Consider the following 13,820-nt stretch of genomic DNA (forward strand, 5'->3'; position numbering starts at 1 on the left):
AATTGGACTTGGCGAAAAGTAAGTTGTGTACCAAGATTTGGAGCCTAGTCAGGCACCAAAAAAGTAGGGTATCCTCGGGATTGCGAAACCACCAAGGAGGAACCCTACCAATGAATATTTTACCCGAAAGTTCTCTGAATAATCTATTTGAAAAACTTGTTAAAGATTTTGTAAAAGACAACATGGAACGCCTGTTGCGCGCCGAAATCCAGGGGTTTATGGAGAGTGAAGAAGCCGGTGCCAGCAATAGTCGCAATGGCTACTATACGCGAGACTTACACACGAAATACGGCCATATCGAGGATCTTCAGGTGCCCCGGGACCGCCAAAGCCTTTTCCAGACGCAGATGTTTGAGCCGTACCAGCGGCGGGACGGATGGTTAGAAGAGGCCGTCATCCAAATGTACAAATCGGGCATGGGTACGCGGGATGTGGCCCGGTTCATTGAAAGTATGTTTGGCAGCCACTACTCCCCCACCACGGTCAGCAATATTACGGCTACGGTGCTAGACGATATCCACCAGTGGCAGAAACGGCCACTGAGCAAACGGTACTCCGTAATCTACTTGGATGGGCTGTACGTGAAGCTGAAACGGGGCACGGTTCGTGGCGAAGTGGTCTACTTTGCGATGGGAATTGACGAGGAGGGACAGCGTCAAATTCTCGGGTTCTACGTGGGCGGCCAAGAGAGTTCAAATGGCTGGCGGGAGGTACTCAAAGACCTGTACGACCGCGGAGCGCAGGAAGTCCTGCTGGGTGTGTTTGACGGACTACCGGGGCTGGATGCGGCGTTTAAAGAGACCTATCCTCAGGCAGATGTACAGCATTGCGTAGTGCACAAAGTGCGGGCCACGTTCCCTAAAATCCGGATGGAGCACAAAACCGATGTCCTTGAAGCGTTGAAAACCGTATATACCGCACCGGATGAAGTGGTAGCCCGGGCTAACTTTGATACGGTCAAAGCGAAGTGGAACAAGCTGTATCCGAAGGAAATGAGGTCCTGGGAGGAACAGTTATCCACACTACTGACGTTCTACAAGTATCCGGAATCGATCCGTAAAGCGATCTACACGTCGAACCCCATCGAGCGGATGAACAAGGAAATCCGCAAGCGTCTGAAACCGATGAACAGTCTGACGAACATGGATGCGGCAGAGAAAATCGTGTACCTGGAGATGCTGGAATACAATGAACGTCATGCAGGGCGGGTCGCCCAAGGCTTTGGCATGGATGCCGTTAAAAAGAAGCTAAAAGAGCTATTCGAAACACGCTATCCCTCTTTACCCACACCGGAAGAGGAGTAGCAGAGAAATCCAGTTTCTGGGGGTCGGGGTTCCCCCTCCCCCCAGAAACACTACACCCCAACCTATAATCCGGGGGAGGTACTTCTACTCTTTTACACAAACTTCTTGACGCTACCGACTTGGCACTCCGCGTAGGCCAAATGTAATCGAAAAACCGATCACAATTGGACTTGTCGCTCCGCGTAGGCCAAATGTAATCGAAAAACCGATTACAATTGGACTGGGCGCTCTACGTAGGCCGAATGTAATCGAAAAACTGATTATCATAGTATTCAGTTTGTTTAAGGGGGAGGATCATCATGGATTGCCTGGGGTGCAGAATTGCGAACGGGGTGGAACCCGGCCTGAATATCGTCTATGAGAATGAATATATCACCTGTGTACTCGATATCGATCCCTTCAATGAAGGCCACACCCTGATTCTGCCGAAAAAGCACTATTGGGACGTCGATGAGATGGATGCGAAGACTGCACATACTGTTATGGAGGCTTCACAGAAGCTCTCCGCGCTGCTCAAATATTTGTACCAGCCGGACGGGATCAGAATCATTGCCGACGGCGGTAAATTCAATGATCTGACCCACTATCATATGCATGTGCTTCCCCGGTATGAGGGGGACGGGCTACTGTGGGGAGAACCGCTGCACCCGGACGGAGCAGGGGAACGGCTGGGCGAGACGAGACGGAGAATGGTAGAAGCATTAGTAGAGAGAGAACCTATGCTGAAAAAAGCGATGGACACGCTAGAGCTTCTGAGCCAGGATGCCGCAGCGCGGATGGCTTATGATGCCCGGATGAAGGCGCTGAGCGATGAGCAATCCCGTATTGAAGGAGCCAAGTCCGAGACAAGTAAAGAAATAGCTATTAAACTTCTAGACCGGGGTATAGACCTGCAAACCATTTCCGAAGCCACCAGCTTACCGGTAGAAGAAATCAAGGGACTAAGACAATAAGCGAAAACACGCATTCCATCAACGGCAGCCGCAGGGCTGTCTTTCTTTTTTTGTTCAAGGGGAACTCAGGTTTATCACAGGTTGGCGGCACAGTTTATACCTGGTGAATACTTTGTGTTATGATTTGAAGTAGATAGGATAGAAACTTACTTTAAGGGAGTGGAATAAAGTGAAAAACATGCGGATGCTGGCCGGGGCTGCGGTGATGGTGCTGGTGCTGGGACTGGTGAATGTCTACATTGGATGGCATCTGTCCGTATTGCTCCAGGCATGGCTGCCGGGGATGAATACTGCTGCGTACTGGACTATCTTTCTTGTCATTTCCTTCTCTTACATGATTGGCCGGGTGCCGCTGCCGCAGGCGCTGAGACCGGTAGGCAGGTTGTTCAAAGTGATCGGCTCTTATTATCTGGCCTGTATGGAGTTCGCCGTGATCATGCTGCCGCTGACCGATCTGCTCTATGGTGTGCTGGCGCTCGCAGGCGCGAATCTCTCCGCATTCGTAACGGAAGCAGGGACTACATTGCTGGTATTGCTCGCAATCTTCCTGATCTGGGGATCACGCAATGCCTGGAGTACTGTGGTGCGGACCCACCGGCTTAAGGTGGACAAATCCATCGGAACCAGCGTTCCGCTGACGGTAGCTGTAGCCTCCGACCTGCATCTGGGCAACATTGTCGGCAACCGCCATCTGCGCAGAATGGTCAGGGAGATGAACGCGATGAACCCGGATATCATTCTGCTGGCCGGGGATGTGCTGGATGACAGTATCGAGCCTTTTCTCCGCAATGGGATGGAGCAGCAGCTGAAGCAGCTGAAGGCACGTTATGGGGTCTACGCCGTGCTGGGGAATCACGAATACTATGGCGGATCGATTGCGCAGTATACGGAGGTTATGCGGAGTGTTGGCATCCAGGTGTTACAGGATGAAGTGGTGGAGACTTCAGGAGTCTACGTGGTCGGGCGCAAAGACAAGACGGCTGAAGCGATGGAGGCCGGTGGACGGCTCAGCGTGGAAACTCTGCTGGAGGGTCTTGACCGCAGCAAGCCGATTCTAATGATGGATCATCAGCCGACAGGCTTCGGGATCGCTTCACAGGCTGGAGTAGATGTGCTGCTGTCAGGACATACCCACCGGGGGCAAATTGCACCGAATCACTGGATTACCCGGCGCCTGTTCGAACTGGATTGGGGCTATCTGCTCAAAAACAAGCTGCATGTCATCGTCTCGTCGGGCTACGGAACCTGGGGACCGCCGATCCGGCTGGCCAGCCGCTCGGAGCTGATTAAGCTGGAACTTGTGCTGGATGGCAGCATGAGCTATGGTGAAGACAAGGTGTCAGCTGCGGCTAAGCCTGTTTTAATCTAATGTAATTCTGCATGTGGCTGTATCGTACCCTCTGCCTTCCTTAGGAAGGATAGGGGGTTTTTATTTGGCAACGGGGGAGTGGATTCGTTTCCTTTGACAATCCTGACGGAATCAGCTAATCTATCTATAGAAATAGTTAAGCTATTAACTAAATGGAGTTGACTACTGCCAATGGATGATTTACAAAGTTATGTGCTTGAGCTGCCGCTTGAAAATGAGGTTTTCTTCGCCTTGGTGGGAGCGACAGCCGGCACTGTGGCCGTCTCCGAGAAATACTGGCAGGCGCAGGGGCTGAACGGGGCAAGAATCCGCGTACTGGTTGAGATTGCGAAGGATGGAGGGTCGATCCTGCCTTCGCTGCTTGCTGAGCGAATCGCGGTAACCAAAGCCAATATCAGCCTGCTGCTGACTCCGCTGGAGAAGGACGGCTATATTACGCGGGCGGCTCATGCACAGGATGGCCGTAAGACAGTTATTTCGCTGACTGAAGCAGGTAAGCGTCTGCTACTGGAACAGCTGCCGGGGAACCGGGAAGCAGTTGCGGCGGTAATGAACCGGCTGGATGAGCCAGAGCTACACCTGTTGCTGGAGCTGCTGAACAAGCTGAGCAGAGGATAGAGGGTCTGGAATGTTCCGCTTGCCGGGAGGCTGCCCGCAGACAGAGATTATATATAGCGGCTGGAATATGCCGGCGGGGATGTGAAGAGATCTTATTTCAATAAGGAAAGGATGTTATCGCCTATGACGACAATAATGATTACAGGAGCAAACGGGCAATTGGGAAGTCTGATTCTGGAGAATCTGCGCAGCCGCATTCCTGCAATGCATATCATTGCCGGAGTAAGAAGTGCTCCGCAAGCGGACCATTTCCGGGAGCTGGGAATTGAAGTCCGTAAGGTGGATTACGACTTGCCGGAATCCCTGGAGGAAGCGTTCCACGGGATTTCCCGGCTGCTGCTGATTTCCAGTTCGCATAAGGATGATGATGTACGTCTCGCCCAGCATAAGCGGGTGATTGATGCAGCGAAGCAAAGCGGGGTCCGGCATCTGCTTTATACGGGTTTTGCTTTTCCGCAGCAGAGTGCTGATCGGAGTAAGCCCGGCAATGTGCACACAATGACGGAGCAGGCGATTATAGAGTCCGGGCTGGAATATACCTTTTTACGCAATGCCCTTTATATTGATTTCGTAGGGGTGCTGGGGCTGAAGGAAGCGCTCTCCAGCGGAGAGCTGGTGACGGCGCCGGGCGGATGGAAGTTCAACTCGGTTGGCCGCCGGGACCTTGCTTTGGCTGCTGCTGCTGCACTTGTCGAAGAGGGCGCAGGCAGCCGGATCTATGAATTGACCGCTACGCACACCTGGGATTTCGCAGATCTGGCCGAAGTTCTGACAGAGGTTGCCGGTAAGCCGGTGGTGCACCGTCAGGATGAGGGAATACAGCACTGGATCTATGCTTTTATGAGCCAGCTGGATACGGCTTCCACCTCCGGCGACCTGGAGCAGCTTATGGGCAGACCGGTCACTCCGCTGAGGGACAGCATTCTGCCTTTTATAGTATGATGACATTGATCAGGCAAGCCGGAGGGAGCGTATGTAAGTTGAAAAAGATACTGGTAGCCGACGACGATGTTCATATCCGCACGCTGCTGCGGCATGTTCTTACCAGAGAGGGATATCAAGCGATAGAAGCCGGAGACGGGCTGGAAGCGGCGGCACGCATGAAGGAGCAGACGGTCGATCTGGCGGTGGTGGATGTGATGATGCCGCATATGGACGGATTGGAGCTGTGTGCATACATAAGGGAGAACTATGATATTCCCGTCATTCTGCTGACGGCGCGTCAGCAGCTCAGTGATAAGGAGCAGGGGTATCTGCACGGGACGGATGATTATGTGACCAAGCCTTTTGAACCGGAGGAGCTGATCTTTCGCATCAAGGCCTTGTTCCGCCGTTATTCCATCGCCTCAGATGATCGGATTCGCCTGAATTCGCTGGTGATCGACCGTAAGAATTATGAGATCAGTGACGGGACGGAGGTGCTGCTGCTGCCGGTGAAGGAGTTCGAGCTGCTGGCCCAGCTGGCCCAATATCCGGGACGCCTGTTCACGCGTGGTGAGCTGATTGAGCTGGTCTGGGGAGCGGACTACGAAGGGGATGAGCGGACGGTGGATGTGCATATCAAGCGCCTGCGTCAGCGGTTCAGCGAATACCAGAATGATTTTATCATCCGCACGGTCCGGGGAATTGGCTACAAAGTGGAAATGGTGAACTCATGAGATCGCTCTATGTACGGATGAGTATTATCTTCTGCTCGGTGATTATGATCAGCAGTGTGCTGGGATTTCTGGTCTCCAACCTCTATTACCAGTCCCAAATCAAGCCGAAGAATGACGCCAAGCTGACCCGGATGGCTATAGGTTTGCAGCAGTTCATCGAGGACCACCCGGATGCGGTGGAAGAGTATCTCCTGAGTACAGCTTCTTTGGGGTATAAGATGTATCTGGTCAATGCCGATGGAGAGGAACGCTTCTACGGCCTGCCTTTCCGCAAAAATGACCTCAAGGACGAGGCGCTGCGCAAGGTGCTGGACGGGGAGATCTACCATGGGGTGGGGAATTTCCCCGGCCAGCTGTTCGTGACAGGGTTCTTCGATAACCAGCTCAGCAATTCCATTGGGGTCCCGGTCCATATTAACGGGGAGATCTATGCCTTGTTCATGCGTCCGGATGCTCAGGTGCAGTTCGGGGAGCTGCGGATCTTTTTCGGCGTGCTGATCGTGGTTATTATTCTGCTGAGTCTGGGGTTTGTGCTGATCAGCGCATTGCATGTGGTGAAACCGATCACCCGGCTGACCGAGGCCACGCTCCTAATCTCCAAGGGCCGCTACGACATTAAGCTGTACACCGCACGCCGCGACGAGATCGGGCAACTGGCTTCCCACTTCATGACGATGAGCCGCGAGCTGGAACGTACGAACCGGGCAAGACAGGAGTTTGTCGCCAATGTCTCGCACGAGATCGAGTCGCCGCTAACCTCTATTCAGGGCTTTGCCCATGCGCTCCAGGACAGTACTCTACCGGAAGCCCAGCGCCAAGAGTATCTGTCAATTATCGGCGATGAGAGCCGGCGGTTATCTATGCTCAGCACGCAGCTGCTCACCTTGTCCTCGCTGGATTATGACGAGCATGCCCTGCAGAAAAGAAGCTTTGATCTGCGCGCCCAGCTGCGCCAGGTGATTCAGATTATGGAATGGCATCTTACGGAGAAGGAGCTGGCGGTGCGGCTGCATGCCGGAGACATCACGCTTACGGGCGATTCCAATCTGCTCTATCAGGTGTGGATGAATCTGGTGACAAATGCGGTCAAATACACTCCGGCGGGCGGGACCCTCAGTATCGCAGCCCATGTGGAGGGCCGGCAATGTATTGTAACGGTGACCGACAACGGGGCGGGCATTCCGGCGGAGCAGCTGCCGATGATCTTCGACCGGTTCTACAAGGTGGATCAGTCGCGATCCCGTGAGCCGGGCAGCAGCGGTCTGGGGCTGGCCATTGCCCAAAAGATCGTCCAGGCGCATGGCGGAACCATCGAGGTGACGAGCACAGTAGGAGAAGGAACTACGTTCACTGTCACTCTGCCCTGCCACCCTAACGATATAGATTGATTAGTCCTTCATAAAATAGATGAAAGCAACGGAGGGGAATTTTGGAACTGGAGGAGCGGTAGCGACCGCCTTTGTATTTGGATTTCTACCGCGAAGAGCGGTTTAATCAGGAAATTCAAATACAACAGCGGCCGGAAGTCCAATATTCACCGCAGTTGCGCCTGCCATCTGTTTTTGGAAGCGGCTATGTTCAATCTATATAGTGTAATTCTCTATTCATACTCCGTTCATCTTCACTCTCTAAACTGTGGATATACAGATTAGAGGGAGTGGTTATATGTTCTTGGCAATTCGGGAGATGAGGCACTCCAAAGCACGCTACAGTCTCATTATGGTGATTATGCTGCTGGTCTCGTTCCTGGTGCTGTTCGTCACCGGCCTGGCTAGAGGTCTTGCTTATGCCAATATTTCGGCGCTGAAAAATATGCCCGCCAATTACTTCGCCGTGCAGAGCGATGCGGATCATACCTTCAGGCGTTCACAGTTAACGGATACGGAGCTTGCGGCTGCCCGGTCAGTAGCCGGAGAGGCGAACGCGACTCCGCTGGGGGTACAGACCAGTACAATTACAGCTGCCGGTGCGGAGGTTAAGGCGGATATTACTTTTTTTGCCATAGATATGACGGGCATGCTGGCTCCTGAAGTAACGGAAGGCGCCGGATTCACCAATGAGGTTCAAGGCAGCGCGGTTGCAGACTCCAAGCTGGAACAGTCCGGCGTTACCATTGGCAGTACGATCCGTGATCAGGCTTCCGGCATGAGCTGGACGGTTACCGGCTTCGTGAAGGACAGCTCCTACAGCCATACTCCGGTGGTCTATATCAATCAGCTGGACTGGCAGGCGATGAAGCAAGGAACGGTTCAGGGAGGCGGCGGTTCAGGCAATGCCAATGCCCCATACAATGTGATCGCGCTGGATGTAACGGCGGCTCAAGCTGCGCAGATTGCGGATCAGCAGCAGTCCATAGAGGTAATTACACAAAAGCAGGCGATCGCCAGTGTTCCCGGTTATTCCGCCGAGCAGAATTCGCTGCTGATGATGATTGTGTTCCTGTTCGTGATTGCTGCGGTAGTTCTTGCTGTATTTTTCTATGTCATTACGATCCAGAAGACCAGCCAATTCGGTATCCTGAAGGCGATGGGGACCAAGATGTCCTATCTGGCCTGGAGTGTAGTCGGTCAAGTAATGCTGCTGTCTGTCGCCAGTCTGGTGCTGGGCATTCTGCTTACGCTGGGGATGAATATGGGCCTGCCCGATTCGATGCCGTTTGAGCTGGATGGACAGACGATGGCGATGACCAGTCTGCTGTTCATAGGGATGTCCCTGCTGGGCTCGTTAATTTCGGTAGCAAGAGTAGCTAAGGTGGATGCCTTGGAAGCGATAGGGAGGACTGGAGCATGAGTGCGAAATTAGTGATGAAGCAGGTAACCAAGACTTACGGGGATGGGGACGGGGCGATGACCGTACTGAACCATCTGGACCTTACGGTGAACGAAGGCGAATTCATAGCAGTACTGGGGCCATCCGGCTCCGGGAAAAGCACGTTTCTCTCCGCAGCCGGTGCGCTGCTTACGCCCACCAGCGGAGAGATCCTCCTCGACGGCGAACCGCTGCGTGACAAGGACAAGAGGGCACTGACGGAGCTAAGGCTGAAAAAAATCGGCTTCATGTTCCAAAGTGCGCAGCTGCTGCCGTTCCTGAAGGTAGAGGAGCAGCTGCTCTATGTAGCGAAGCTGGCTAAGCTCAGCCCGAAGGAAGCGAAGGTGCGTGCCGCCTATCTGCTGAAGCGTCTGGAGATCTGGGAGCGCCGCAATCATTATCCCGAACAGCTGTCCGGGGGCGAGAAGCAGCGAGTGGCGATTGCCCGGGCATGGATGAACAAGCCGGCCATTCTGTTCGCAGACGAGCCTACAGCCAGCCTGGATTACAGCCGTGGCCGGGAAGTGGTACGGATGATAGCCGACGAGGTGCGGAGCGAAGGCAAGGCTGCTGTAATGGTTACTCATGACGAACGGATGCTGGACTGGTGCGACCGGGTGCTGCATCTGGAGGATGGCGTGCTGGTTGAAGCGCATAGCCTTAATTAATTGGAACTGAACCCTGGGGACGGGGTTCAGTTTTTTTGAATGCCGGTTTCCCGCTGCAGAATGCCTTCACACGCCCGAGTAGGCCATAAACCCGCCATCTACGGGGATGGTTACCCCGGTTACGAACCCGGACATGCGCTCATCGGCCAGCCAGAGCAAGGTGCCGAGCAGATCCTCCGGTGTGCCGAAGCGGCGCATCGGGGTCTGGGAGATGATTTTGAGCGAACGTTCGGTTAGTTCACCGTTCGGGTTCTTCAGCAGCTGTTCATTCTGTGCAGTGACGAAGAAGCCGGGGGCGATGGCATTCACCCGTATGGCGGACTCTGCCAGATGAACCGCAAGCCACTGTGTGAAGTTGTTGATGCCTGCCTTGGCCGCACTGTAAGCCGGAACCTTGGTGAGTGGCGATGCGGCGCTCATGGAGGAGATGTTGATCACCGCTGCTCCGGGGCGTCCGAGCATTTGCTTGGCGAAGATTTGGGTTGGAATTAATGTTCCGGTCAGATTGAGGTCAAGGACCGTTCGGAACCCGCTCACGGACAGATCAAAGAAGGAGACGACATCGGGATTCTCCAGGTCTCCCGGTTCTAAGGTCTCCTTGGTGGTAATCGCCGAAGGCTGATTGCCCCCGGCTCCATTGATCAACAAGTCGCAGGGACCCCAGTGCTTGTGGATCTCATCCGCTGCCTGCCGGACACTCCCGGCATCCATAACATCGCAGGCCAAGGCCAGGGACTGACCGCCGCCGGAAGTGATCTGTGCAGACAGAGCTGCCCCTTTGGCCTCCGTACGGTTCAGGATGGCGACCTTCACGCCTTGCCGGGCCAATTCCAGCGCCATAGCGCTGCAGAGGGCTCCGGCTCCTCCGGTAATTACAGCGGTCTTGCCTGCCAGTGCAGGCTGTAATGCCAACTCGGACATAGTGATCCAACCCTTCTTGGTGAAAGTATGATCTTGCGTCAGGTTATATCAGTCTGCGGATCTTTGCTTATAATATTGCGGATATTTCTCCATCAGCATCTCCTGATCGGCGATCGTCAGGGCCATATGCTCCTGCATAAGCTGATCCCCTTGCTGAATATTATGCTGCTCAATGGCTTCATATAGACCATAATGCTGCCGGTACAGATGCTCCCAGTTGTGATCTGCCGTGAGCTTGAGCATCCGGCTGCGGTTCAGGTGAACCTTGATCTGCTGGATGACCTCCCAGGTATTCTTTTTATTGCAGCCCATAAAAATCACATGATGGAACTCTTCGTCCAGCATGAACATTTCCTTATAGTCCTGATCCTCGATGCAGAGCTTCTGCTTGTCCAGATTAGCCTTCAGATCGATAAGATTCCTGGCCTGGAAGGCGCTGCACGATTCCCGGATGACTGCCCGCTCCAGATGCTCGCGCATGAAGCGGGCTTCTTCCACGAGCTCGGAATCAATCAGGGAGACCACCGTTCCCCGCTGGGGGTATACAGCAAGCAGGCCCTCCTGGGCCAGACGGACAAAAGCCTCACGGACCGGAGTGCGGCTGACACTGAACTTCAGCGAAATCTCCTTCTCCGAAATCCCGGTTCCGGGCGGCAGCTCCAGCAGCAGAATCTGATTCTTCAGTGAACGATACACGATGTCCCTTGTGGAGAGTGCTTGTGTACCGATAGTGTATTCCATCGTGTAACCCTCCTGTTAATGATTAATGTAAGCACTACCATACTACCATACTTGTATGGTAGTATGGTAGTGCGAATGGGCAGAAGCGCCTGCTGTCCGCTTCAGGACGGTATCCGTGGCCCGTCAATATCATACACGAGAGGCTGGATAACAATATGAGTACCTCATCTTTTATTCATGACGACTGGCTGCTGTTAAGTCCAAGTGCACAGAGACTGTATCACGATTATGCCGCTGCAATGCCGATTTATGATTTTCACAGTCATCTGAATCCGCAGGAGATCAGCAGTAACCGCAGGTTCCGCAATATCGCTGATCTCGCCTTATCTGGGGACCATTACAAGTGGCGGGCGCTCCGCTGGCTGGGCGTTGACGAACAGCTAATTACCGGGAATGCGCCGGACAAAGACAAATTCATGGTCTGGGCGCGTTCCCTGCCTGAGATGGTGGGCAATCCGCTCTACCACTGGACTCATCTGGAGTTGAAGCGCTACTTCGGGATCGACGAGCTGCTCTCCGGGGAGACTGCGGACAGTGTGTGGGAACGCTGCAATGAGCAGCTCCAGGGAGATGAACTGACTACGCAGGGGATTCTCAAAAAACTCAATGTCGATGTGGTCTGCACAACGGATGATCCCATTGATTCACTGGAGCATCACATTCAGATTAAGAAGGACAATGTGCTTCAGACGGTGGTTGCCCCGACCTTCAGACCGGACCGGGTGCTGAATATCCGTGATGAAGGATTCACCGGATACGTGGGCCTGCTTGGTGAGGCGAGCGGTATTGAGATCCACGATTACTCCGGATTCCTCCAGGCTGTGACCGCGCGGATCGATTATTTCCATAAGCATGGCTGCCGGCTGTCGGATCAGGCTTTCGGTGAGCTGCCGCATGCCCAGTCTACAGAGCATGAAGCGGCCTACATATTCGCCCGGGCCTTCAAAGGGGAAGAGATCAGCCCGCAGGAGGAACAGAAGTTCCAGAGCCATACGCTGATCAAATTAGGCCGGCTCTATCATGAGCGGGGCTGGAGCATGCAGCTGCATATCGGAGCGCTGCGCAACAACAACGCACGGATGTTCAGTGCCATCGGCAAGGACAGCGGCTTCGATTCGATTCTGGATTTCAATATGGCCCGCAGTCTCAACGCACTGCTGAATGAGCTGGATGCCAGCGGACAGCTGCCGAAGACCATCGTCTATACGCTGAACCCTTCGCAATACGAGATGATAGCCACCGCAATCGGTAACTTCCAGGGTGATGGCATCAAGGGCAAGGTGCAGATGGGTTCCGGCTGGTGGTTCCATGATCAGAAGGAGGGCATGCTGCAGCAGTTGAAGGCGCTATCCAGCATTGGCCTGATCAGCCCTTTTGTCGGCATGCTGACTGACTCCAGAAGCTTCCTATCCTTCACGCGTCATGAATACTTCCGGCGCATTCTCTGCAACCTGTTCGGCACGTGGATGGAAGAGGGGGACCTGCCGCGAGACTATGCCTTGATCGGCCGGACCATTGAGAATATATGCTACAACAATGCGGATGCGTATTTCGGGATCAAGTAGAGAGCAGGAGCGCAGCATACCATTCATGGCTTGGAAAAGCACAAGTGGAAACGGCTTTGCCGTCCTTTTAAAGGACGGTACCGTTTCGGAAACCTATAAATTATATTTTCAAAAAATCAGCAGGCTTCTTACAGAGGCATGCTGATTTTTTGTTTCTTGAGGAAACTATGATTTTCCTCTGTTGTGGATAAGTGGTACGCAGGCGCGTGACCCTAATGTATGCGGAAAACAGCATACATTCGGTGCTGGTGCGTATTTGTTCTGGCACCTTCCGGTGCATCCTACCGCGTACTGCTCCGATAAGCAGACGGGGATACGCCGGTTGACTTCTTGAACACCTTCGAGAAGTGGGCCAGCTCCATGCCGACCTGCTCGGCGATACTGGAGATGCTGAAATCGGTGTAGGAGAGCTGCCTCTTCGCGAGCTCCATCCGTTTCAGCTGGACGTACTGCATCGGCGGAACGCCGATGAACTTCTTGAAATAGGGAATGAAATAGTTCGGGTGCAGATGGACCCGCTCTGCCAGCTCCTCGACCGTCAGCGGCCGCATTAACCGTTGATCGATGTAGCCCAGCACATTCGCCAGCTTGCCCTGGTCGCTCGTATGCGTCAGATCGTCAAGGAAATTGCTATAGCCTCCTGATTCCAGACAGAGGGACAGCAGTGTAAGCAGCGCAGCCTGCGTCCGAAGGGTAGCGAGGAAACCGGTATCCTGGAACCATTCAATCATCTCCGCGAACATCGTCCGGGTGGCCTCCGGATCAGGCACATCACAGATATACAGCTTATTCGCCGAATGAAACAGCGGCCATTCCCCAATCTGCGCATCGAAGTGGCAATAGTAGCGTGTATAAGGATCATCACGTGAAGTATCCGTGGTCTGGGTAGAGCCTGCGGGCATAATCATCAGCTGTCCGGGTCTCGGATAGTACGCCACTCCGTTGATAATCACCTTGCCTTCGCCGGAATCAATGTAGTAGAGCCGGTTGAATGCAGGGGTCTCATTCGTCCGGTTCCATCCCGGATATCTGCTGGTTAATTGGGCATGGGTAACGGTAACCGTCAGGTTGTGCAGCAGGCGTCCGGTCAAATTACCATTGCCTTTCGCAGTCATATTCATATCAGAGCTCCTTCAAATAAGGCTATAAAGCTATTATAACGCTTCCATTTATCCAATACATCTTATTATTATACAAATATACCTTAATTACAGT

General features: G+C 53.6%; 13 protein-coding genes. 10 read left to right on the forward strand and 3 right to left on the reverse strand.

Features of this window, described 5'->3' with window-relative positions:
* Positions 1 to 110: 110 nt before the first annotated feature.
* From NYE26_RS13605 to NYE26_RS13645, 9 genes are all read left to right on the forward strand, one after another.
* Positions 111 to 1,304: an IS256 family transposase gene (locus NYE26_RS13605; protein ID WP_339256485.1), complete on the forward strand. Its 1,194-nt coding sequence runs from the start codon at positions 111 to 113 to the stop codon at positions 1,302 to 1,304.
* A 299-nt stretch (positions 1,305 to 1,603) separates the two neighbouring features.
* Entirely contained in the window at positions 1,604 to 2,257 is a 654-nt protein-coding gene (locus tag NYE26_RS13610) for an HIT domain-containing protein (protein WP_339256487.1), read from the forward strand.
* 178 nt (positions 2,258 to 2,435) lie between these two features.
* On the forward strand, positions 2,436 to 3,626 hold the full coding sequence (locus NYE26_RS13615) for a metallophosphoesterase (RefSeq protein WP_339257475.1): 1,191 nt from the start codon (positions 2,436 to 2,438) through the stop codon (positions 3,624 to 3,626).
* A gap of 171 nt (positions 3,627 to 3,797) precedes the next feature.
* Entirely contained in the window at positions 3,798 to 4,244 is a 447-nt protein-coding gene (locus tag NYE26_RS13620) for a MarR family transcriptional regulator (protein ID WP_339256489.1), read from the forward strand.
* 123 nt (positions 4,245 to 4,367) lie between these two features.
* A complete protein-coding gene (locus NYE26_RS13625) occupies positions 4,368 to 5,186 on the forward strand; it encodes an NAD(P)H-binding protein (protein ID WP_339256490.1) in 819 nt (272 codons plus the stop codon).
* Between the two features lie 38 nt (positions 5,187 to 5,224).
* Positions 5,225 to 5,902 (forward strand): response regulator transcription factor, encoded by a 678-nt coding sequence (locus NYE26_RS13630; RefSeq protein WP_339256491.1) that lies wholly within the window; start codon positions 5,225 to 5,227, stop codon positions 5,900 to 5,902.
* A complete protein-coding gene (locus tag NYE26_RS13635; protein WP_339256493.1) occupies positions 5,899 to 7,290 on the forward strand; it encodes a HAMP domain-containing sensor histidine kinase in 1,392 nt (463 codons plus the stop codon). The genes NYE26_RS13630 and NYE26_RS13635 overlap by 4 nt, the downstream gene beginning before the upstream one ends.
* Positions 7,291 to 7,567: 277 nt before the next feature.
* Entirely contained in the window at positions 7,568 to 8,692 is a 1,125-nt protein-coding gene (locus NYE26_RS13640) for an ABC transporter permease (RefSeq protein ID WP_339256495.1), read from the forward strand.
* Positions 8,689 to 9,378: an ABC transporter ATP-binding protein gene (locus NYE26_RS13645; protein ID WP_339256497.1), complete on the forward strand. Its 690-nt coding sequence runs from the start codon at positions 8,689 to 8,691 to the stop codon at positions 9,376 to 9,378. The genes NYE26_RS13640 and NYE26_RS13645 overlap by 4 nt, the downstream gene beginning before the upstream one ends.
* A gap of 66 nt (positions 9,379 to 9,444) precedes the next feature.
* Here the strand turns inward: NYE26_RS13645 and NYE26_RS13650 are convergent, their stop codons facing one another.
* On the reverse strand, positions 9,445 to 10,299 hold the full coding sequence (locus NYE26_RS13650) for an SDR family oxidoreductase (protein WP_339256499.1): 855 nt from the start codon (positions 10,297 to 10,299) through the stop codon (positions 9,445 to 9,447).
* A gap of 48 nt (positions 10,300 to 10,347) precedes the next feature.
* Positions 10,348 to 11,040, reverse strand: coding sequence for a GntR family transcriptional regulator (locus NYE26_RS13655; protein WP_339256501.1), 693 nt, complete (start codon positions 11,038 to 11,040; stop codon positions 10,348 to 10,350).
* 155 nt (positions 11,041 to 11,195) lie between these two features.
* Here NYE26_RS13655 and uxaC point away from each other — a divergent pair, with 155 nt between their 5' ends.
* Positions 11,196 to 12,605 (forward strand): glucuronate isomerase, encoded by a 1,410-nt coding sequence (uxaC, locus tag NYE26_RS13660; RefSeq protein ID WP_209870386.1) that lies wholly within the window; start codon positions 11,196 to 11,198, stop codon positions 12,603 to 12,605.
* A gap of 281 nt (positions 12,606 to 12,886) precedes the next feature.
* Here the strand turns inward: uxaC and NYE26_RS13665 are convergent, their stop codons facing one another.
* Complete coding sequence (locus tag NYE26_RS13665; protein WP_339256504.1) at positions 12,887 to 13,726, reverse strand: AraC family transcriptional regulator; 840 nt, start codon at positions 13,724 to 13,726, stop codon at positions 12,887 to 12,889.
* Positions 13,727 to 13,820 lie beyond the last annotated feature (94 nt).

It is taken from the genome of Paenibacillus sp. FSL P2-0136 (assembly GCF_037975325.1).
GTDB lineage: Bacteria > Bacillota > Bacilli > Paenibacillales > Paenibacillaceae > Paenibacillus_AQ > Paenibacillus_AQ silagei.